The sequence below is a fragment of the Collimonas arenae genome, assembly GCF_000786695.1.
Taxonomy (GTDB): Bacteria; Pseudomonadota; Gammaproteobacteria; order Burkholderiales; family Burkholderiaceae_D; genus Collimonas; species Collimonas arenae_A.
In genome coordinates this window covers 3,212,875-3,234,325 of record NZ_CP009962.1, presented here as the reverse complement: position 1 = coordinate 3,234,325, position 21,451 = coordinate 3,212,875, and the positions used below count along the sequence as shown (strand labels likewise).

Genomic DNA, 21,451 nt, shown 5'->3' with positions numbered 1-21,451 from the left:
AAGAAGCAAAAATGCGTGTTCTGTTGCCGTCGCTGACTCTGATGTTAGGCGTTGCATTATCCGGTTGCGCCACCGTAGCGTCGGAGAACGGTCACGTGTTGATCGAGGCCACTTCTGACAGCCAGCAGCTGTCAGGTGCGCGCTGCGTCGTCAAAACCGACAGCAGCCGCTGGAATGTGGTGACCCCGGGCGACGTGTTGATCGTGACAGCAGATGGTGACTTGCACGTAGTATGCGACAAGCCAGGCTATCGTACCTCGGAAGTGGTTTACCGTGCGCCGCCTGGCTTGAATTCCCCTAGCGTCGGGATTGGAGCCTCTGGTGGCAGTGGCGGCGTAGGCGCTGCCGGCATCGGCCTCGGCGCCAATTTGCCACTCAGCTTTGGCGGCAAGGAAAAAGCTTATCCGAGCCGCGTGCTGGTAGAAATGGGGCGATCATAGCCGCCAGGGGTGTTGCTTGCGAAGTTGCTTGAATTGAGGTGGGTGAGCGAAAGCTCGCCCATTTTTATTTTTGCTGGCGATTTGCCTTAACTAGGGTTGCAAATATTAATTTTCTGTTAATGTTTGGCTAACTTTGGAATACGGGGCGGATAGCGCTTAGCTGATCCGTTCCACGAATTTTCGAACTGAATTTGAATTGAAGATGCCATGAATGTACTAGAGTTTTACGAACAGGCGTTGACGCAGCGCGGTTTCCAGGCTGACGATGCGCAACGGCGCGCAGTCGACCGCCTGCAGCGTTCTTACGATGAGTGGGTGGAGTACAAGGCGCAGCGTTCCAATTCCTTCAAACGTTTGATCCATCGGCCGGACGTGCCGCGCGGCGTCTACATGTGGGGTGGCGTTGGGCGCGGCAAATCCTTTTTGATGGACAGCTTCTATTCCGTCGTGCCGGTGGTGCGTAAAACCCGCTTGCACTTCCATGAGTTCATGCGAGCCGTTCATCGACAGCTGGACGAGCTCAAAGGCGTTGCCGATCCGCTCGATGAAGTGGCCAAACGGGTTGCCAAGAAATACCGCCTGATCTGCTTCGACGAATTTCATGTGTCAGATATCGCTGACGCCATGATTCTCTACAACCTGCTGAAAGCCTTGTTCGACAATGGCGTGTCGTTCGTCATGACCTCGAACTATGAGCCCAGCACATTGTATCCGGACGGTTTGCACCGCGACCGTATGCTGCCGACCATCAAACTATTGCAAGATAATCTTGACGTCATGAACATCGATGCCGGCATTGATTACCGTAAGCGTGCGTTGGAACAGGTGGAGAGTTACCATGCGCCGCTGAATGCTGAGACCGACCGCGCCTTGCGCCACGCGTTTGCGGGCGTGGCCGAGACTGTCGACGAAGATCCTATGGTGGACATCGAAGCGCGTAAAATCAAGGCGTTGCGACGTGCCGGCGGGGTAATCTGGTTTGATTTCAATACCTTGTGCGGCGGCCCGCGCTCACAAAATGATTACCTCGAAATTGCCAGTCGCTTCCATACGGTGATATTGTCCGGTATCCCGCAGATGTCGGCGGCAATGTCGTCTGAAGCGCGCCGCTTTACCTGGTTGATCGATGTGTTCTATGATCATAAGATCAAGCTGATCATGTCAGCTGCTGTGGCGCCGGACCAGCTCTACACGCAGGGTATGCTGGCAAATGAGTTTCACCGCACCGTGTCGCGTATCATGGAGATGCAGTCGCGCGAATATATGGATAGCGAACGGCGCTCCGAAGCCGATTCCATCGTCTGAGTCGGCGCGGCATTATCTGAGCAGTAGTGACTAAATAATGTATAGAAATGGATAGGTACTAGTGGAATTTGCCTCTTTGATTTTGGCTCCCCGGCCACGTTCGCTGGCGCTGGCGATTACCGCCGCGTTGTTGACCTGGTGTGCCGGTGCGCAGGCGGCTGACGCCGTCCCGCTCAAATCGGTCGCCGAGCCGGCGGCTGAATTGACGGCGCGTTACCCGCTTGAATCGCTTACTTCCGTGGATGTGGCGAATAAGGCTTTGAACGACGTAGCCGACGCCAAGGCCGAAGTGGCGGCGCGTGACTTGGAACAGCGGCGTGTCTGCTACGCCAAATTTTTCGTCAATCACTGTCTTGACGCCGCCAAGGAACAGCGCCGCCTGGCACTAAAGGCGATTCGTCCGGTAGATATCACTGCCAATGCATTTTTGCGCAAGGATCGCGCCGATGAACGCGACAAGGCGCTGGCGGTGCAAGATGCCCAGCATCCCGCCGAAGCCGCGCAGAAGGCGCAGGATCAAAAGGAAAAAGAGCTGAGCAACGCCGATAAGGTCAAGCAGGGTGCGGCCAAAGACAAGGAAGTGGAAGCCAATACGCGTAAGCATCTGGGTGAAGCCGATAAGCGCGTCGCAGATCATAATGCACGCGTATTGAAGGCTCAGCAGGATGAGGCGGCCAAGACCGCGCAACGCGCAGCCAACGTGGCGGCATTTGAGAAAAAGGCGCAGGATTCGGCGGCGCGCCAGAAGGAAGTAGCGGCAAATAAAGCCGCTAAGGCCAAGGATCTGGCCAACAAGAAAGCGGCTGAAGCCAGCGCGCCAGCGACGCCGGCTGTACCGCCTGCCGCTGCCCCCGCATCTGTTCCAAAACCATAAACCAAGCCGTTAGCTTAGCGCTGCCTGAGCTAACGGCGATTGCGGTTTAGACCGCGCGGCGCATCTTCTTGACTGTGTAGTTTTGCGCTTCTTTCGGCAGCGCCACCAGTTTGACGATGGCGAACGTGCAGTTATCGGCAGCATGTCCTTCGGCGCGCTTGCGCGTTTTGTTGATCAGCATTTCAGCTGCATCGCGCGGCTTGTTCATGGCGATCGCTGCACCCAGCTCATCTTCGGTGAAGTAATGCCACAGACCGTCCGAGCACAGCAGGAAGGCGTCGCCGGCCTTGAGGCCGGTATGGCGGCTGATGCTGACCTTGGGCGTATCGGTGCTGGAGCCCAGCGCGTTCAACAAGATGTTAGACAAATTGTGCGATTTCGCTTCGTTACGTGTCAGCTTGCCTTCAGCCACCAGTTTTTCAACGTACGAGTGATCGATGGTGTGCTCGGCAAAATTAGGTCCGTCGAAACGGTACAGGCGCGAATCACCGACATGACCCCAAGTCGCAGTGCCATCCGGCGACAGCACCAGGATCACCATCGTGGTATGCGGATCCTTGTCGTTGGAGAAGCCGCTAAGTTTGATGACAGTGTGGGTTTCCAGCGCGATGTTGTGCAACATGGCTTCGACATTGTCGATCAAAGGCGAGAAGCCCTCGAATATCTGCTTGGCAGTGCAAATTACTTGTTCGGCCGCCAAGGCGCCGCCGCTGCGGCCGCCCATGCCATCTGCTAGCACTGCCATCATGTACCCCGGTGCTTTGGGGGCGGTAAATAATGCGGCACGGTCTTGTTGTTCCTGGCGGTCACCGATGTGCTGGCCGGTACCGGCTTCGATCTTGTATTGGCTCATTCGTCTGGGTAGATTAAACTGCATCCTATTCTAGGTAATTCCGGATTTGCCGGATTGTGATCCGGCGCTAACTGGTCGTTTATTTTCGCTAATCGTCGCTTGCTTAACTGTCCGGACGCAAACAGCAAGAAGTTGATGGGAAATATTATACGCAGGAATGATTTTCAAGGTGTTTCCACATGTTAACATTTTCCAACGCCAGAAACTGACCATGATCGATCGAGAAGAAATCCTTCGCCGCATTATAGAACTCGAAGTCGAACATCGTGATCTCGATGCCGCCATTCATACCATGACACAACAGGTTTTGCATGAGGAATTGCAGTTGCGTCGCCTGAAAAAGCGTAAATTGCAACTGAAAGACCAGATCACGCTATTAAGAATGCAATTAATTCCAGACATCCCTGCCTGAAAGCTCACCCCAAGGCTGATACGATGTATATAGTCGCTTTATTACGACCGTATCCCAGCCACCGCTTTAATGAAGTAAGTTACCTTGACTGAAGATCCATCCCCCCTTGCCGCCGAAATCGCCGTTGCCGCCGCAATCAATCTCCCGGCGCCCGGCGTCCACGATGCGGACGTTGACCGTTTGTTCGCCAGTTCCGGCCCGCTGGGACAGGCGGTGGGCGGCTTTCGTCCGCGCCAGGCGCAGACCGAAATGGCCAAAGCCATTGCCGATGCCATCGCCCAGCAACGAACCCTGATCGCCGAAGCCGGCACCGGCACCGGCAAGACCTTCGCCTATCTGGTGCCAGCTTTGCTATGGGGTGGCAAGGTGATCGTCTCGACCGGCACCAAGAACTTGCAGGACCAGCTGTTCCTGCGCGATATCCCGACCGTGCGCAAGGCGCTCAGTGCGCCGGTTTCGATTGCGCTGCTCAAGGGGCGCGCCAATTATCTTTGCCATTTCCATCTGGAGCGTACGCTCCAGAATGGCCGCATGACGTCACGCGAGGATGTTGGTTACTTGCGCGAGATATCGCGCTTCATGAAAACCACTTCTTCCGGCGACAAGGCCGAATTGTCGTTGGTGCCGGAAACCGCGCCGATCTGGAATCTTGTGACCTCGACCCGCGATACCTGCATGGGTGCCGAGTGCCAGTACTACCAGGATTGCTTCGTCATGAAGGCGCGCAAAGAAGCGCAGCAAGCCGATGTAGTGGTGGTCAACCATCATCTGTTTTTTGCCGATGTGGCGCTGAAGGATACCGGCGTCGCCGAATTGCTGCCCTCGGCCAACACCATCATTTTCGATGAAGCGCACCAGCTGCCTGAAGTGGCGACTTTGTTTTTTGGTAATACCGTCTCTACTTCGCAAATCCTGGAGCTGTGCCGCGACGTGCTGGCGGAAGGTTTGTCGCACGCACGGGATGGCGCCGACTGGGGACAAGTCGTTCTGCCGGTCGAAAAAGCCGCGCGCGACCTGCGTCTGACATTCCCGCAAGACGTAGTGCGCCTTGCGGTGAACCAGATTGCCGCCTCCAGCACGTTCTTTCCGGCGCTGGAAAATCTGCGCACCCAGCTGCACGGTATGATTGCAGTTCTGGAAAAATCGGCGGAACGGGCTGAAACCATTGAACAGTGCCGTACTCGTGCGGTAGAGCTCGGCTACAAGCTGGACGGCTGGAACAGCGCTCCGAGCGCCGCCAAGAAGCCTGGCAAGGCGGTAGTTCCGGATGAGGGTGAAGGCAGCGTCTTGTGGGTCGAGGCTTTTTCATCTTCGCTGCAACTGCACCAGACGCCATTGTCGGTCGCGCCGATTTTCAACAAGCAGCGCGAAGGCGTAGCGCGCTCATGGATCTTTACCTCGGCAACGCTGGCGGTAAAGAACGATTTCCAGCATTATGCGGCGCAAATGGGCCTGGGCGACGAGCCGGCGCAATCCTGGCCTAGTCCCTTCGACTATGGCGAACAGGGACTGCTATATGTGCCACAGAATCTCCCTCAGCCCAATTCGCCCGACTATACCGACGCTGTGATTGATGCGGCGTTGCCGGTGATCGAAGCCTCGGGTGGCCGCGCCTTCCTGCTGTGCACCACCATCCGTGCAGTCAACCGTGCGGCGGAGCGCTTGCGGGCAGAATTTGAAGCACGTCATCTGGATTTCCCGTTGATGGTGCAGGGCGAAGCCGGGCGTACCGAATTGCTGGACCGCTTCCGTGCCGCCGGCAATGCAGTGCTGATCGGTAGCCAGAGTTTCTGGGAAGGTGTCGATGTGCGTGGCGAAGCGTTATCACTGGTCATTATCGACAAGCTGCCGTTTTCGCCACCGGACGATCCGGTACTGGCGGCGCGCATCGAAGCGCTCGAATCCAAGGGGATGAACGGCTTCATGCATCACCAATTGCCGGCGGCCATCATTAACCTCAAGCAGGGCGCCGGCCGCCTGATCCGTGACGAGGGCGATCGCGGAGTACTGATGATTTGCGATCCGCGCCTGATTTCAAAGGGTTACGGTCGCCGCATATGGCAGAGTCTGCCGCCATTCAAGCGCACCCGCGAGCTGGATGCGGTAAAGGCTTTTTGGCGCGGTGACGCTGTAAAGGAATAACTGGCATTATCGATGCTGGCGCGATCAGGGCTGATCGGCTAAGCTGGGCTGGACGAAGCCGCTCGGGCTTGTCATCAGCATGTAATAATCTGTCTCTATTGTCGCAGCTTGCATTTCGGAAGCGCGGTGCGCGATAGTGTGCCGGTTTTTGTCGAACGTTCGTTTGGATAAAGGTAAGCAATGTTTGCAGCAGTGGATTTGGGGTCCAACAGTTTTCGTTTGCATATTGGCAAATACAATGGTGATGCGATTCGCGTCATCAAGAGCGCGCGCGACCCTATCCGTCTGGCTGCCGGACTCGATAGCAAGGGTTATCTGACCGAGCAGGCGATGCAGATAGCGCTGGATTCATTGGCGCGCTTTCGCAATATCCTGGCCGACTACCAGCTGGAAGCGGTGCGCGTGGTGGCGACCAACACGCTGCGCGTGGCCAAGAATGCCGCTGAATTCCTGCCGATCGCCGAGCAGGTGATCGGCTATCCGATTGAAATCATTTCGGGCGAAGAAGAGGGCCGCCTGATCTACATGGGTGTTGCCAGCATGCTGCGCCTGCCCAACGAAAAACGACTGGTGCTGGACATCGGCGGCGGCTCTACCGAGCTGATCCTGGGCCGCGGCCAGCAGATTGAACGGGTGGAATCGTTCGGTATTGGCACCGTTAACCAGAGCCTGGCATTTTTTTCCGATGGCCAGATTACTGCCGAAGCCTACGACTCAGCGGTACTTTCCGCGCGCAGTCACTTCGAAGACGCCGCGCCGCCGTATCGGCCTCAGAACTGGAGCCACGCTTACGGTTCTTCCGGCACCATCCGCGCGATTGCCGAAACCATCGAAAAAAACAATCTGGGCGATCATCGTTTGTCCTATACCAGCATGGAAGCCTTGCGCGCGCGCTTTGTCGAGTTCGGCCACGTCAGCCGCATCGATCTGCTCGGCATGAAGCCGGATCGCGCTGCGGTTATGGTGGGTGGCCTGGCGGTGCTGATCGGCCTGATGCAAGAACTGGGCATCGAAGTGATTCAGCCGATCGAAGCCGGTTTGCGTATGGGGGTCATGTGGGATTTGCAGCTGCGCGGAACCCGGCTGGATCGTCGGGATCAGTCGGTGCACGATTTCTCGCAGCGTTTTCATGTTGATCAGTTACGCGCCAGCCGGGTTGCTGAAACGGCAACGTCATTGTTCGATATGCTCAAGCCGACCAACGATGGCCTCAGCCAGTATCTGCATTGGAGCGCCTTGTTGCATGAAGTCGGGCTGGTGGTGTCGCAAAGCGGTTATCACAAGCATGCCGCCTACCTGATCGAAAATGCCGACTTGTCCGGCTTCACCACGCGCGAACAGCGTGCAATGAGCATGCTGATCCTTGGTCAGAAGGGAAACTTACGCAAGATCAGCGATGCTTTGCTCGATCCGGATTTCTCCAAGGCGGTGCTAGCCTTGCGCCTGGCCGTCATGTTCCTGCATTCACGCATAGAAATCGATCTCGATGAACTGCGCTTGAAAATGAAGAGCAAGATCGAGCTTGATATCAAGCGCGATTGGATCGAGGACCATCCTACGGCGACGTATTGGATGACCAAAGAGCAGGACTGGTGGCGCGAGATCGGCGTTGAGTTTTCCATCCGTCGCACCTGACGAGCGCAGCCCCTATCTATATTGGCTCTGCGCAGACCACGCTAACTCAAACTGTAAACAGAAATACTATTCTGGAAAAGCACGAAAATTTCATTAGCTTTATTTCGTGCTTTACTTGAAGTAGCTTTTTTGACCTGAAAACCCTCGGGACTGTTTCTAATAGGTCAGCCCGCTTGCCTTGTTAAACAAGGCAATGTCGACATAATTGGAGAGATGGTTGCTGTTGGCCGTTTCGCCGACCATATAGCCACCGATATCAAAGCCGCCGCCGGGAATTGTGTATTCCGACTGGCCGGCGATGCGCTTTCCTGGTTGCAGCAGACGGATCCAGGATTTGGCTGCTGCGAATCCTTCTAGCGTCAAGGCCGATACCGGTTCATCGCGGTATTTGCGCATCATGTTCAGGTGCTCCAGCTGGATTGGCGAGCTGCCGATGCCGGGATTCGGCACCACTTGTGAAAATACGGTCCATTCGACGGCTTTGCCGCCGGCCAGTTCACGCAGCGTTGTCAGGTTGGTGAGAGAAGAGCCTGCGACAAAAGTTTGTGGTGCCAGCCTCCGGAATTCCTTGAGAAATACCCCTGCGCTCACGGTGTCGGCAACCATGATCACAAATCCTGGCTTGGCAGCGGCCAGGGCTGCGGTTTCTCGGCTGATCTGTTTTTGGTCGCTGGTCAGGTGTACGGTGCCGCTGAGCTTGATGCCGGTTTCCTTCATCTGTTCCAGGAGGCGCTGATACGCATCGGCGGTGGCGGCCGATTCCTGGTAAACGACGCCGATATCCTTGATGCCAAGTTTGTCGAAATGGGAAAATATATGGCGGATCTCTTGCTGGTAGCTGGGACGCCAGAAAAGAACCCGGTCGTTTTTCTGGTAATCGGCGCCGGCCAGCGGGCCGTATAAAGTCAGGCCGCTGCGCTTGAAATCGGCCGAATTCAGCACCGCCCGGGTGACCTCGTCGCTGACGCCACCGAACAGATAAGAGACGTGAGCCTGTCCAATCAGTTCGGCAACGGCTTTGACTGACAAATCGGCCTGTCCATGATCGTCGCGGACCAGATACTGGATGCGACGGCCGTTGATGCCTCCCTTTGTATTCAGGACGTCAAAATAAGTCTTTATTCCCGCTACGTAGTCGCGACCCAGATCGGCGTTCGGACCGGACAGGTCGATGGCCTGGCCGACCACGATCTCGTCGCCAGCGGCATGCGCCAGCAACGGCAGGCATAACGCAAAACCAGTCAGGTACTTGCGCAAAATACGTTTCAAGTTTAAGTTCATCAAAAAAAGGAAATAGTGTGGCGGAGGAGTCGCAGTGTCCTTGTTTAATATGACCGCTTGATGAAATTGTCATGTTGACGGGCCTGAAAATGAAGCTCTTGATTACATTGTTAATGAAGCTGCTCTTGCTGAAGCTCAAAGAATTGTATATATTATTTATACGATTTATTAATGGAGAATTGAATGGTTGCCAGTAAAATTGTTAAACGTGCAGTTAAAAAACCTGTAGTCGCCGTCAGAGCAGCTGTCAAAGCCAAGCCAGTAGCGCGGCCTGCAGTCAAAGCCAGCCCGAAGGCGGCGCCAGCAGTTAAGGCCGCGGTAAAGCCGGCAGTGAAGGCAGTGGCCAAGGTTGCGCCGAAGGCGGCCCCTAAGCTGGCAGCCAAGCCAGTGTTGAAGCCGGTTCCAAAGCCGTTGCTCGCCACCAAGCCGATCGCCGTCAAGCCGGCTCCAAGCCTGAAGGCTTTGCCGGACGCGAAGGGCAAGGTCAAGAAGGCCAAGCTGGTGCGTGACAGTTTCACCATGCCAGCCGATGAGTATCAGGTCCTGGCCGACGTCAAGAAGACTTTCCTGAAGGCCGGCCTGGAAGTGAAAAAGAGCGAATTGCTGCGTGTCGGCGTTGCCCTGATCCGTGAGTTGGACCTGGCAAACCTGAAGCTGGCAGTAGCTAGTCTGCCGCCTGTGAAGGCCGGTCGTCCGAAAAAAGAAAAATAAGCTCAGGGCATGGCGTGAGGCTTTATAAGTCGTTGTTTTTACGGCATATCAGGCAAAAACTGCCCACGGAAAGCACGGAAAGCGCGGAAATATTCCTAGGTTTATTTCTGCGTCTTCCGTGCTTTCTGTATTTTAAGAGGCAATTGCAAACATACTTGGCGTTGTTGCCTATGCAAGGTGTGCCCTTGCTTGCAAGCCGAGGCCGTTCCACTGGCAGGCGCCAGTGTCGTCTGAAATCTCTGCTTCGCCTTCCTGGCCATCTATGTTTGCAACAGCCTCTAAGTAAACAATTATTGTGTTTTGGGCACTGTTGCAATGTCATGAAACCGAAATAAATTTGTCACTTTCTTGAAGTAATCGGCAGTTAGGCTTGTCATCGTCACAATCTGAAAGGACGATGAATGCAACTCCTAACTAATGCTGGCGCAGCGAACTCAAGTGAAGCCAAGTTGACGGTTAGTCTGGCCAGTACGCAGGAAGAGGTGCGCGAAGTGCAGCGCCTGCGCTACAAAGTTTTTATCGAGGCGATGGGCCTGTCTGCTTTGGCCAATGCCGATGGCCTGGACAGCGATGAATTTGACTCTTACTGCGATCACCTGATCGTACGTGATACCAAGACGCTGAAGGTGGTGGGTACGTATCGTGTCATGAGCCCGCATGGGGCGCGGCGCATGGGGCGTTATTACTCCGAGCAGGAGTTTGACCTCAGTCGACTCGACAATTTGCGCAGCAGCATTGCTGAAGCAGGGCGTGCCTGCATCGACCCTGATTACCGTAGCGGCAGCGTCATCATGATGCTGTGGGCCGGCCTGGCGGCATTCATGCGGCGCGAGCGGTGTGATTACCTGATGGGCTGCGCCAGCGTCAGCCTGGCCGATGGCGGTCATAACGCCGCCGCCTTGTATCACGCACTGGATCAAAACAGTTTCTCTCCCGCAGAGTACCGCGTGACGCCGCATGTGCCGTTCCCTGTCTATGAGCGCGAGTCAGGCCATGTGGCGCAAATGCCCCCGCTATTGAAGGGCTATCTGCGCAGTGGGGCGTGGGTCTGCGGCGATCCAGCCTGGGATCCGGACTTTCATTCAGCTGATTTTTTCTTGCTGTTACCCCTGTCCAAACTGGACGGCCGTTATGCACGTCACTATCTGAAAGAATCGAGGGCGACATGAAACCAGGCGAACAGTTTCTGGAAGCAGCTTTGTTCGGTGCCAATTTGAACCCTGGCGCCGGACCCACGTCGAAGCGCGAGCCGGTTCGCTTTCGCACGATCTGGATTTCCGATGTTCATTTGGGAACCACTGGCTGCCAGGCTGCTCGTCTGCTGGAATTCTTGCGCGCCACCGAATCGGATACCTTGTATCTGGTGGGTGACATCATCGACGGCTGGCAACTGAAACGCCGCTGGTACTGGGACCAGATCCACAACAACGTGGTGCAGACAGTCCTGAAAAAAGCGCGCAAGGGCACTGAAGTGATTTTTGTGCCGGGTAACCACGACGAGGCGGTGCGCCAGTTCATCGATCTTGATTTCGGTGGTATCCGCATCCGCGACGAATTGATACATACCACCGCCAACGGCAAGCGTATGCTGGTGCTGCACGGCGATCGTTTCGATGGCGTGATCGCCTGTGCCAAGTGGCTGGCCTATGTCGGTGACGGCCTTTACACCGTCATCCTCAAGTTCAACCAGTGGTTCAATGGCTGGCGCGCACGCGCAGGCTTGCCTTACTGGTCTTTGTCGCAATACCTGAAGCTCAAGGTAAAGAACGCTGTCAACTACATCTCCTCATTTGAAGATGCGCTGGCGGCGGAGGCGCAAAAGAAAGGCCTCGACGGCGTCATCTGCGGTCACATCCACAAGCCGGAAATCCGCGACATCAACGGCATCACGTATTGCAACGATGGCGACTGGGTTGAAAGCCTGTCTGCATTGGTAGAAGAGGCCAGCGGCGAGTTGCGCCTGGTTACCTGGCAGGAGATTATGCAAATGAGCAAGCAGCAAAAAAATGCAGCTTCCAGCAAACAGACTAGAGAATTATGCGAATTGCCATCGTAACGGACGCCGGACAATCACAAATCAACGGCGTAGTTAACACGCTGCGCGCCACCACCTCCTGCCTGCGCAATAATGGCCACGAAGTCTTGCTCCTTAGTGCTGACGATTGCCCGACTTTTGCATGCCCTACCTATCCTGAAATTCGTCTGGCGCAAAAGCCTTACGCTAAAGTCGCCGCCAGTTTGAAAGCGTTTGCGCCGGATTGCATTCATATCTCGACGGAAGGGCCGATGGGCCTGGCTGCGCGGCGCTTTTGCCTGCGTCAGGGAATTGGTTTTACCACGGCCTATCACACCCGTTTTCCGGAATATCTGAGTGCGCGCAACATCCTTCCCAAGGCGATCACTTATCGCTGGCTACGCTGGTTCCATGGTCCGTCCAAGGCCGTCATGGTGCCGACGCAGCATGTGATGAAAGAACTGGAGCAGCGCGGCTTCCGCCGTCTGGTGCTGTGGGGCCGGGGAGTGGATACCGAGCGCTTCAAGCCGGTCGATGAAGATCACGCTTGCATCGTCCGCCCCTTGTACCTGTATGTTGGCCGCGTTGCGGTAGAAAAGAATATCGAAGCGTTCCTACAGGTTGATTTGCCCGGTACTAAATGGGTGATCGGCGATGGTCCATTGCGCGAAGAACTGCAGCTACGCTATCCGCAAGTGCAATTCCTGGGTGCCAAGGCGCATCATGAGTTGACCTCGTATTACAACTGCGCCGACGTCATGGTATTCCCCAGTCATACCGATACCTTCGGTCTGGTCATGGTGGAAGCGATGGCCTGCGGTGTTCCGGTTGCAGCCTATCCGGTCGCAGGGCCGGTGGATGTGGTCGCGCACGGGCGTTCGGGAATACTGGATGAAGACCTGACCTCGGCCTGCCTGCTGGCGCTCAGCCTGGACCGGCGGGAGGTGCGTCGGCATGCACTGGAGTATTCGTGGGAGGTGGCGACCCAGCAGTTTCAGCATCATCTGCATCAGATCAAGGGTGCCAAGGCCATTCCAAAGAAGTTGCTGACCAGTCAATCTCGACCGGCTTCTGGCTTGTAGTCATAAAAAAAGCCCCGCAGCAATGCGGGGCTTTTTGTTGGGCTGGAAAGTTATCCAAGCTGTTACCAGAATTTCCACCAATGTTCTTTGGCCACCACCTTGGAGCTGTTGGTGCCAGTGCCGCCGACATAAACACTGTTCGGGTAGGTCTTCTTCAGCACGCGTTCGGAATCGTCATGCAATTGCGTCATGCCGAGAGCGGCGTACGATTCCACCATGATGTGCAGCGCTTCTTCCACCGCTGGCGCATCGCGATATTCCTGGATTGCGCTTTGGGCGCGATTGGCTGCTGCGACGTAAGCGCCGCGGCGATAGTAGTAGCTGGCAACGTGGACGTCGTACTGCGCCAGCGCATTCACCAGGTACTTCATGCGGTCCAGAGAGTCGGGTGCATAAGTGCTGTCAGGGAAGCGGACCACGACTTGCTTGAACGCATCGAACGCATCGCGTGCAGCTTTCGGGTCGCGTTCGGTGGCGTCTTCGCTGGACAGGAAGTCGAAAATACTGACTTTGTCATTGAAGTTGACCAGGCCTCGCAGGTAGTACATATAGTCGACGTTAGGGTGGTTCGGGTGCAGTTTGATGAAGCGGTCGATGGCTGCCAGCGCTTCAGGCTGCTCGCCTTGGCGATAGTGAGCATAGGCAATGTCCATCTGCGCTTGTTGCGCGTAAGTGCCGAACGGATAGCGCGATTCCAGCTTTTCAAAGTACTTAATTGCCTTATCGTAGCCACCGCTGTTCATTTCGTCCTTGGCCTCCGAGTATAATCGGGGCGCGGACCAGTTTGCGGTTTCATCGACTTTGTCTGGCAGCAAGCCACACGCGGACAAGGAGATAACGAATGCAGCAGCAGCTAGTTTTAAGAGTCTTTTTTGCATAGTTTTTTGCAAGATTGCGTATGTTTACCTGTAATTGCGCGTTTCAGCCACATTGGTTAGCGTAATAACTTAACGATTCACTGATTATAGCCGATGGGACTTCCTCTGATGTCATTTACCAAGCCAAATTTGGCTGAAAGTCTGCCAGACGCCGATTTAGAGGTCAATATCGATGACCTCGACGAAGCCAACGATGATGGCGATGTCGCGACGGCCAGCGCGCCGATAGTATTGCAATTAACGCCTGATGTGTGCGGAACACGTCTTGATAAAGTAGTTTCGAGCCTGGTGCCGCAATATTCGCGCAGCCGCATCCAGCAATGGATTGAAGCCGGCCATGTGACCGTGGATGGCAAAGTCTGCACCACCACCAAACTGACTACCTACGGCGACGAAACCGTGGTGGTGTTGCCGCAGCCTGCTCCTGACGAGCAGGCATTTACTCCGGAAGACATGCCGCTTTCAGTCGTCTATGAAGATGCAGCGATCATCGTCATTGACAAACCAGCCGGCCTGGTGGTTCACCCTGCAGCCGGCAACTGGTCCGGCACTTTGCTGAACGGCTTGCTGTTTCGCTGGCCGTCGCTGGTGGGGGTGCCGCGCGCCGGCATCGTACATCGTCTGGATAAGGATACCAGCGGGTTGATGGTGGTCGCCAAGACACTGGAAGCGCAGACTGACCTGGTGCGTCAGTTGCAGGCGCGCACAGTCAAGCGCCAGTATCTGGCGCTGGTGTGGGGCACGCCGCAGTTGAGCGGCACCGTCGATAGCCCGATGGCGCGTCATCCACGTGACCGCATCAAGATGGCGGTTTCCGACAGCTTGATCGCCAAGCCGGCCATTACGCATTACCAGCGGCTGGGAACCGGCTTGCTGGACCGGCGCCCGGTCAGTCTGATGGGTTGTCGCTTGGAAACTGGGCGTACGCATCAGATTCGCGTCCATATGCAGTCGCTTGGGTTTTCTCTGGTGGGTGACGCCTTGTATGGCAAGCAACATCTGATGCCGGCATTTCCGCGTCAGGCATTACAGGCGTCGCGTCTCGGTTTGATCCATCCGACTACTGGCAAGTCCTGCGAATGGTTTGCTCCATTGCCGCAGGACTTCGCCGACCTGCTGGCCAAGGCGGGCATGAGCGTGCCGGAATAAGCGGTTATTTGAGCAGGAGCAGCTGCTAATTTCGTAGATAAAATGGAAAGCTGGGAACCCTAAGCACATGCATTTGATTATTCCGAACTGGGCCGGCGTGCCAGCCAACATCGGCGCTCTCGCTACTTTGCGCAGCGGTGGCGTCAGCCAGGGACCTTACGACGACGGCAATGGCGGCGGAGGGCTGAACATTGGCGCTCATGTCGAGGATGCGCCGCAAGCCGTGGTGCTGAATCGTGCGCTGTTGGGCGTCTTGTTGCCGGCCTCGCCGCTGTGGCTGACGCAAGTGCACGGTCATCACGTGGTGGATGCGGGTGAGGTTGATAATGTACCTGGGGCTGTCGAAGCAGATGCAGCGATTGCAACCCGCCCCGGGGTAGTCTGCGCAATTCAGACCGCCGATTGTCTGCCGGTCTTGTTTGCTGACGTCAATGGCCGGGTGGTTGGCGCTGCGCATGCTGGCTGGCGCGGCTTGCAGGGTGGGGTATTGCAGAATACCGTGGCGCGCATGCGGGCTTCTGGCGCTGGACCGATTGTGGCTTGGCTAGGTGCGGCTATCGGGCCTGGAAAATTCGAAGTCGGCGCCGATGTTCTTCAGGCATTTACCGATACAGCACAAGCTCCTGAAGCGGCTGTCGGCGCATCTGCCGAAATGACGCCCGCAGCACGCATGGCGCAAACTCAGGCGTGTTTTACGCCGATTGCGCAGCGGCCAAGCAAGTATCTCGCAGATATTTACCAACTGGCGCGAATCGCTTTGGGGCAGGCTGGTGTGACGCAAATTTACGGTGGCGGCTTGTGTACGGTAACAGATATAAATTGTTATTCTTATCGCCGCGACCGGGTAACCGGCCGCATGGCGTCGCTGATCTGGCTAAAATAAGTGGCGTCTGTTTCGTACTCTGCCTTATTCTGTTTTTTTTGCCGGAGCCAGCGGTTGTTCGGCTGCGGCGGCGGCTGGTGTGGCTTTTTCCTGAGCTGCCAGCTGCGCAGAGTTTTCAGCGCGCTGTCGATTTCTCTTGCGCTGCGGTGTGCCCATCAGGTATAAAACAATTGACAAAGGAAAAACACCGTACAGCAGAAATGTCATTACACCGGCAACCGCGTTAGCTTCCGTAATGGCCATCATGAAGACGACGTAGATCCAGGCGATGGCGACGATGTACATTATGGTTCCTGCTTTAGAGTCAATCCGATAAAAGATACACGAAAATAAGCCAAAACAACGGTCATCGCATGAATACGCCTAATTTTTCTGTTTTCGATCCTGCCGCATTGTTGCAACTCTCGCAGCAATTCAATCAAGCCTTCAATCCGCAATTTCTTCAGCAGCTTAGCAAGATCGGCGATCCCAATATGTTTCTGGGCGCGCTGAATAGCTCTGCGCACGCTCAGAGCGCGACGGTCGCTGCGGGGCTGGGTGAACTGGGTATTTCGCTGGATCCGGCGGCGCTGGAAAAGCTGCAAGCGCAGTACACGCAACGGCTCTCTGCCTTGTGGCAAGACATGCTGGCGGCGCGGCTGCCCGCCATCGACGACCGCCGCTTTAGCGCTGCCGCCTGGCACGGCAATCCGCTATATGCATTTAATGCTGCGGCGTATTTGCTCAATGCGCATTTCCTGACAGCGATGGTGGATGCGCTCGATGCGCCGCCGAAGATCAAGCGCAAGATCGGCTTTACGGTGCAGCAGATGATCGACGCCATGGCGCCGTCAAATTTCCTGGCGACCAATCCCGCGGCTCAACAGAAAATCGTCGAGACTAATGGTGAAAGCCTGACCAAGGGTATTGCGCAGCTGATTGCGGACATACACAAGGGTCGGGTATCGCAGACCGATGAATCGGCATTTGAAGTCGGCAAGGACGTGGCGACGACCGAAGGCGCGGTGGTATTTGAAAACGACCTGTTCCAACTGATTCAGTACAGGCCGCTGACGGCCAAGGTATTCCAGCGGCCCTTGCTGATCGTGCCGCCTTGCATCAACAAATTTTATATCCTCGACCTGCAGCCGCAGAACTCGCTGGTGCGTTACGCGGTGGAGCAGGGACACAGCGTGTTCCTGATTTCCTGGCGCAATGCCGACGAATCGCTGGCGCATACTACCTGGGACGAGTACATCGACGATGGCGCCATCCAGGCGATCAAGCTGGTACAGGAAATTTCCGGCCAGGACAAGATCAATGCGCTCGGCTTTTGCGTCGGCGGCACGATCTTGTCGACTGCGCTGGCGAAGCTGGCGGCGACCAAAATCAATCCGGTTGCCAGCCTGACATTATTGACAGCTTTCCTGGATTTCAGCGATACCGGTATCCTCGATGTTTATATCGACGACATGCAAATACGCATGCGCGAGCAGGCGATCGGCCAAGGCGGGCTGATGCCAGGACGCGAGTTCGGTTCAGCGTTTTCCAGTCTGCGGCCGAATGACCTGCTGTGGAACTATGTCGAATCGAATTACCTCAAGGGCGAGCAGCCGAGTTCCTTCGACCTGCTGTACTGGAATGCCGACAGCACCAATTTGCCGGGACCGATGTTTTGCTATTACCTGCGCAATATGTACCTGGATAATTCGCTGAAGGATGCTGGAAAGCTGTCGGTGGGTGGCCAAAAGATTGACCTCGGCAAGATTGATGCGCCAACCTTCATCTACGCCTCACGTGAAGATCACATCGTTCCCTGGGCCTCGGCCTATGCCTCGCTCTCTTTGCTTAACCCAAAGAAACCGAAGCAGAATCGCTTCGTGCTGGGCGCCTCTGGCCATATCGCCGGTGTGATCAATCCGCCGTCCAAGAACAAGCGCAGCTACTGGACCAACAAAGCCAACGAGGGCGCCGGCAAGAAAATACCGGAAAATTCCGACGCCTGGCTGGCCGGCGCCGTTGAGCATCCGGGCAGCTGGTGGACCGAATGGGCGGAATTTTTATCCGGGCATGCAGGAAAACAAGTAGCAGCGCCGCGCAAATTAGGAAATACTAAGCACGACGTCATCGAACCGGCGCCGGGAAGTTATGTCAAAGTCAGGGCGGAGTAAGTGCAAAATGAGTACGAGCTAAGTGCGGGACCGTTGCAGAACAAGGATAGATGAAAACAAGACACCTCAAAGTGCGGAAGACAGTAGGGCAAACAGCAAGTCAGTAAGTGGATGGCAGATCGTTTTTTGAATTGTTTTTTTGAAGGAGACAAGAGATGGCAAAGCGAATCGTTTATGTGACCGGGGGAATGGGCGGTATCGGCACCCCAATTTGTACTCGTCTTTGCACAGATGGCTTTACTGTGGTCGCGGGTTGCGGCCCGAATTCGACACGCAAGGATAAATGGCTGGCTGACATGCGCGCCAAGGGTTTTGATATTCACGCCTCGGAAGGCAATGTCTCCGACTGGGAATCCTGCAAGACGGCGTTCGAGAAGGTCAAGGCTGAGATCGGCGAAATCGATATCCTGATTAATAACGCCGGCATCACGCGTGACGGCCAGTTCCGCAAGATGTCCAAGGCTGACTGGGATGCGGTGATCGACACTAACCTGAATTCGCTGTTTAACGTTACCAAACAGGTCATCGATGGCATGGCGGATCGCGGCTGGGGCCGGATTGTCAATATTTCATCGGTCAACGGCCAGAAAGGCCAGTTCGGCCAAACCAACTATTCGACCGCCAAAGCCGGGATTCATGGTTTCACCATGGCGCTGGCGCAAGAAGTGGCGACCAAGGGCGTGACAGTCAATACCGTCTCTCCGGGCTATGTCGGTACCGATATGGTGCGTTCCATCCGGCCGGATGTGCTGGAAAAAATCGTCGCCGGGATTCCGGTCAAGCGCCTAGGTGAGCCGGAGGAAATTGCCTCCATCATTTCCTGGATTGTGTCGGATGAAGGCGGCTATGCCACCGGTTCCGACTTCTCGCTGAATGGCGGCTTGCACATGGGCTAATCTGGCCCGTTTGCCTATCCCGCGTGAAGCGCGTCGACGGTTCACGCGGGATATCTAGATGCCTAGCTTGGATTGCTTGTTGGGTTGCCTTGTTTATATTGCAATGCAATAAATCTCCCTATAAAGCCTTTGTACATGTTTTGCGCAATATAATGAAGTGCTGCAGCAAATCGATACACGGCGCAGCATAGTTAAAACGTGTTATGGCGCAGTAACCTGGGACAGAAATGACTACTACAAAAAAGACGTCTGAACGCTTGATCAAGAAATATCCGAATCGTCGCCTGTACGATACGCAAACCAGTTCCTACATCACGCTGACCGACGTCAAGCAACTGGTGTTGGACAATGAAGAATTTGTGGTGCTGGATGCCAAGACCGATGACGATCTGACGCGCAGTATCCTGTTGCAGATCATTTTGGAAGAAGAGTCCAACGGCACGCCGATGTTTTCCAGCGCGGCTTTGTCGCAAATCATTCGCTACTACGGCCACGCTATGCAAGGAATGATGGGCTCCTACCTGGAAAAGAATATCCAAGCCTTTATCGATATCCAGAACAAGCTCGCCGAAAATTCCAAGGGCCTATATGAAGGCAAGCCCTTTAGCCCGGAAATGTGGACTCAGTTCATGAATGTCCAGGGACCGATGATGCAAGGGATGATGAGCAACTACATCGAGCAGAGCAAGGGCCTGTTTATCCAGATGCAGGAGCAGATGCAAAACCAGACCAAGAACATGTTTGGCACATTCCCGTTCGCACCGCCGCCACCAGGCGACAAGACAAAAAAATAATTACCAGTACAGGCTCTTGACCACGTGACAGGTTTTTAGAGCCCATGACGGGTAACCATGGCAGTGGAAGGGGTACAATAGCGACTTTGCTTTGACCCCATTTCAGTCATGTCCACAGTCATTCCAGCAGCGTCAGCTGCACCTGCAACAGCCCCTAAAGTCGGTTTCGTCTCCCTTGGTTGCCCTAAGGCACTGGTTGATTCCGAACAAATCCTTACTCAATTGCGTGCGGAAGGTTATGAAACTGCCAAGTCTTATGAGGGCGCTGACCTGGTCATCGTCAACACTTGCGGTTTTATCGACGCTGCTGTGCAGGAGTCGCTGGACGCCATCGGCGAGGCGCTGAGCGAAAACGGCAAGGTTATCGTTACCGGTTGCCTGGGCGCGAAAAAAGACGCCGACGGCGACGACATCATTCAAAAGATTCACCCGAAAGTGCTGGAAGTGACCGGCCCGCATGCTGTCGGCGAAGTCATGTTTGCTGTCCATAAGCATTTGCCGAAGCCGCATGCTCCGTTCATCGATTTGTTGCCGCCGCAGGGCATCAAGCTGACGCCCAAGCATTTTGCTTATCTGAAGATATCGGAAGGCTGTAACCACCGTTGCAGCTTCTGCATCATTCCGTCGATGCGCGGCGACCTGGTGTCGCGTCCGATCGCCGATATCATGATGGAAGCCGAGAATCTGTTCAAGGCTGGCGTCAAGGAATTGCTGGTGATTTCTCAAGACACCAGCGCCTACGGCGTCGATGTCAAGTTCCGCATGGGTTTCTGGAACGGCAAGCCGGTCAAGACCCACATGACGCAACTGGTTACCGCACTGGGCGAGATCGCTGCGCAATACGGCGCCTGGGTCCGTCTGCACTACGTTTATCCCTATCCGCACGTCGATCAGATCATCCCGTTGATGGCCGAAGGCAAGGTGCTGCCATACCTGGATGTGCCTTTGCAACATGCGCATCCGGATGTCCTGAAGCGGATGAAGCGCCCGGCCAGCGGCGAAAAGAATATCGAGCGCATCCAGGCCTGGCGCGCGATGTGTCCAGATCTGACGATCCGCTCTACCTTTATCGCCGGCTTTCCGGGCGAGACTGAAGCTGAATTTGAATATCTGCTGGACTTCCTGAAAGAGGCCGAGATCGATCGTCTCGGTTGCTTTGCCTATTCTCCGGTAGAAGGTGCGACCGCCAATGCGCTGGATAATCCGGTGCCGGAAGAACTGCGCGAAGAACGCCGCGGCCGCGTCATGCAGTTGCAGGAAGAGATTTCCAAGAAGCGCTTGCAAGCGAAGGTCGGCAAGACCATGCGCGTGCTGATCGATTCCGTCGATCGCAGCGGCGGCGTCGGCCGTTCCAGCGCCGATGCGCCTGAAATCGATGGCGTGGTCTACGTCAAGCCGCCGTACGAACCGCACAAGAAGCTGGTGGTCGGTGAGTTTGTCGATGTCACCATTACTGCATCCGATGCGCATGATTTATGGGCAGCTGCATGATGGCAGGGAAGTTCGTAGTTTCGTTGGCGTTGTTGCTTGGCCTGGGTTCTGGTTTGGCATTCGCGGATAGCAACAATGACGCAGCAGCTGTACCAGTTGCTGCGCTAGCTGCTCCAAACTTGTTCGCCAAACCGCTGACCTTGCGCGGCACTCTGGGCGACGCCAAGATTGAGATGCATCTGCAATTGAAACCCGACCCTACCGAGGGCATTCAGGGCAGCTATGTGATTGCAGGACAAACGGCCAAGATATTGCTTGCCGGCGAGTCGGAAAATACCGATGTCATCATGGAAGAATCGGTCAACGGCAAGGACGTATCCGGCGAATGGGCCGGGACGCTGGTTGGCGGCATTTTTACTGGTACCTGGTCGACCACCGATGACGCAGTGACGAAACCATTTGTGTTGACGGTTCAAGGCCCGGCGCAAAGCGCCAGGCCAGTCAAATAATTCTTCAAAATA

The 21,451-nt window shown here is 55.5% G+C and carries 21 protein-coding genes; 17 read left to right on the top strand and 4 right to left on the bottom strand.

All coding sequences use genetic code 11. From position 1 onward, the window contains the following. Window positions 1-11 precede the first annotated feature (11 nt). The 3 genes from LT85_RS14310 (at window position 12) to LT85_RS14300 (ending at window position 2,619) form a co-directional block, all read left to right on the top strand. Window positions 12-440, top strand: coding sequence for a hypothetical protein (locus tag LT85_RS14310; protein WP_052135191.1), 429 nt, complete (start codon window positions 12-14; stop codon window positions 438-440). A gap of 207 nt (window positions 441-647) precedes the next feature. Beyond that, entirely contained in the window at window positions 648-1,745 is a 1,098-nt protein-coding gene (gene zapE, locus LT85_RS14305; RefSeq protein ID WP_038489878.1) for a cell division protein ZapE, read from the top strand. A 61-nt stretch (window positions 1,746-1,806) separates the two neighbouring features. Further along, window positions 1,807-2,619 carry a hypothetical protein gene (locus LT85_RS14300; RefSeq protein WP_038489876.1) on the top strand — a complete coding sequence of 271 codons (813 nt, stop codon included), beginning with the start codon at window positions 1,807-1,809 and terminating at the stop codon, window positions 2,617-2,619. A gap of 46 nt (window positions 2,620-2,665) precedes the next feature. Here the strand turns inward: LT85_RS14300 and LT85_RS14295 are convergent, their stop codons facing one another. Continuing rightward, window positions 2,666-3,472, bottom strand: a complete 807-nt coding sequence (locus tag LT85_RS14295; protein WP_038489873.1) for a PP2C family protein-serine/threonine phosphatase — start codon at window positions 3,470-3,472, stop codon at window positions 2,666-2,668. 211 nt (window positions 3,473-3,683) lie between these two features. Here LT85_RS14295 and LT85_RS14290 point away from each other — a divergent pair, with 211 nt between their 5' ends. The 3 genes from LT85_RS14290 (at window position 3,684) to LT85_RS14280 (ending at window position 7,661) form a co-directional block, all read left to right on the top strand. Next, window positions 3,684-3,884 carry a YdcH family protein gene (locus LT85_RS14290; protein ID WP_038496252.1) on the top strand — a complete coding sequence of 67 codons (201 nt, stop codon included), beginning with the start codon at window positions 3,684-3,686 and terminating at the stop codon, window positions 3,882-3,884. A 135-nt stretch (window positions 3,885-4,019) separates the two neighbouring features. After that, window positions 4,020-6,026: an ATP-dependent DNA helicase gene (locus tag LT85_RS14285; RefSeq protein WP_253273754.1), complete on the top strand. Its 2,007-nt coding sequence runs from the start codon at window positions 4,020-4,022 to the stop codon at window positions 6,024-6,026. A gap of 180 nt (window positions 6,027-6,206) precedes the next feature. Further along, window positions 6,207-7,661, top strand: a complete 1,455-nt coding sequence (locus LT85_RS14280; RefSeq protein ID WP_038489870.1) for a Ppx/GppA phosphatase family protein — start codon at window positions 6,207-6,209, stop codon at window positions 7,659-7,661. Between the two features lie 156 nt (window positions 7,662-7,817). On the opposite strand, the gene LT85_RS14275 is transcribed toward LT85_RS14280, so the two are convergent. Next, a complete protein-coding gene (locus LT85_RS14275; protein ID WP_253273553.1) occupies window positions 7,818-8,930 on the bottom strand; it encodes an ABC transporter substrate-binding protein in 1,113 nt (370 codons plus the stop codon). Between the two features lie 195 nt (window positions 8,931-9,125). On the opposite strand from LT85_RS14275, the gene LT85_RS14270 reads away from it, so the two are divergent. The 4 genes from LT85_RS14270 to LT85_RS14255 all read left to right on the top strand — a co-directional run bounded on the left by LT85_RS14270 (window position 9,126) and on the right by LT85_RS14255 (window position 12,749). Further along, window positions 9,126-9,653, top strand: coding sequence for a hypothetical protein (locus LT85_RS14270; protein WP_038489864.1), 528 nt, complete (start codon window positions 9,126-9,128; stop codon window positions 9,651-9,653). Between the two features lie 401 nt (window positions 9,654-10,054). After that, entirely contained in the window at window positions 10,055-10,822 is a 768-nt protein-coding gene (locus LT85_RS14265) for a GNAT family N-acetyltransferase (RefSeq protein WP_038489861.1), read from the top strand. Next, window positions 10,819-11,709, top strand: a complete 891-nt coding sequence (locus LT85_RS14260; RefSeq protein WP_038489858.1) for a UDP-2,3-diacylglucosamine diphosphatase — start codon at window positions 10,819-10,821, stop codon at window positions 11,707-11,709. Before LT85_RS14265 ends, LT85_RS14260 begins: the two co-directional genes overlap by 4 nt. After that, window positions 11,691-12,749 (top strand): glycosyltransferase family 4 protein, encoded by a 1,059-nt coding sequence (locus LT85_RS14255; RefSeq protein WP_038489855.1) that lies wholly within the window; start codon window positions 11,691-11,693, stop codon window positions 12,747-12,749. The genes LT85_RS14260 and LT85_RS14255 overlap by 19 nt, the downstream gene beginning before the upstream one ends. A gap of 62 nt (window positions 12,750-12,811) precedes the next feature. Here the strand turns inward: LT85_RS14255 and LT85_RS14250 are convergent, their stop codons facing one another. Further along, on the bottom strand, window positions 12,812-13,627 hold the full coding sequence (locus LT85_RS14250) for an outer membrane protein assembly factor BamD (RefSeq protein ID WP_038489852.1): 816 nt from the start codon (window positions 13,625-13,627) through the stop codon (window positions 12,812-12,814). 93 nt (window positions 13,628-13,720) lie between these two features. On the opposite strand from LT85_RS14250, the gene LT85_RS14245 reads away from it, so the two are divergent. Together LT85_RS14245 and pgeF are read left to right on the top strand one after the other, a co-directional pair. Beyond that, entirely contained in the window at window positions 13,721-14,776 is a 1,056-nt protein-coding gene (locus LT85_RS14245; RefSeq protein ID WP_038489850.1) for an RluA family pseudouridine synthase, read from the top strand. 67 nt (window positions 14,777-14,843) lie between these two features. Further along, entirely contained in the window at window positions 14,844-15,659 is an 816-nt protein-coding gene (gene pgeF / locus LT85_RS14240; protein ID WP_038489847.1) for a peptidoglycan editing factor PgeF, read from the top strand. A gap of 24 nt (window positions 15,660-15,683) precedes the next feature. On the opposite strand, the gene LT85_RS14235 is transcribed toward pgeF, so the two are convergent. Next, entirely contained in the window at window positions 15,684-15,944 is a 261-nt protein-coding gene (locus LT85_RS14235) for a hypothetical protein (RefSeq protein ID WP_038489844.1), read from the bottom strand. A 68-nt stretch (window positions 15,945-16,012) separates the two neighbouring features. Between LT85_RS14235 and phaC the strand changes: the two genes are divergently transcribed. The 5 genes from phaC (at window position 16,013) to LT85_RS14210 (ending at window position 21,439) form a co-directional block, all read left to right on the top strand. Beyond that, window positions 16,013-17,809, top strand: a complete 1,797-nt coding sequence (gene phaC, locus LT85_RS14230) for a class I poly(R)-hydroxyalkanoic acid synthase (RefSeq protein WP_038489841.1) — start codon at window positions 16,013-16,015, stop codon at window positions 17,807-17,809. Between the two features lie 155 nt (window positions 17,810-17,964). After that, the gene (locus tag LT85_RS14225) at window positions 17,965-18,705 is read left to right on the top strand and encodes a 3-ketoacyl-ACP reductase (RefSeq protein ID WP_038489839.1); all 741 of its coding nucleotides are present in this window, start codon (window positions 17,965-17,967) and stop codon (window positions 18,703-18,705) included. A gap of 227 nt (window positions 18,706-18,932) precedes the next feature. After that, window positions 18,933-19,499: a polyhydroxyalkanoate synthesis repressor PhaR gene (gene phaR, locus LT85_RS14220; RefSeq protein ID WP_038489835.1), complete on the top strand. Its 567-nt coding sequence runs from the start codon at window positions 18,933-18,935 to the stop codon at window positions 19,497-19,499. A 108-nt stretch (window positions 19,500-19,607) separates the two neighbouring features. Further along, window positions 19,608-20,990: a 30S ribosomal protein S12 methylthiotransferase RimO gene (gene rimO, locus LT85_RS14215; RefSeq protein WP_038489832.1), complete on the top strand. Its 1,383-nt coding sequence runs from the start codon at window positions 19,608-19,610 to the stop codon at window positions 20,988-20,990. Next, window positions 20,987-21,439 (top strand): hypothetical protein, encoded by a 453-nt coding sequence (locus LT85_RS14210; protein WP_038496246.1) that lies wholly within the window; start codon window positions 20,987-20,989, stop codon window positions 21,437-21,439. The genes rimO and LT85_RS14210 overlap by 4 nt, the downstream gene beginning before the upstream one ends. Window positions 21,440-21,451 lie beyond the last annotated feature (12 nt).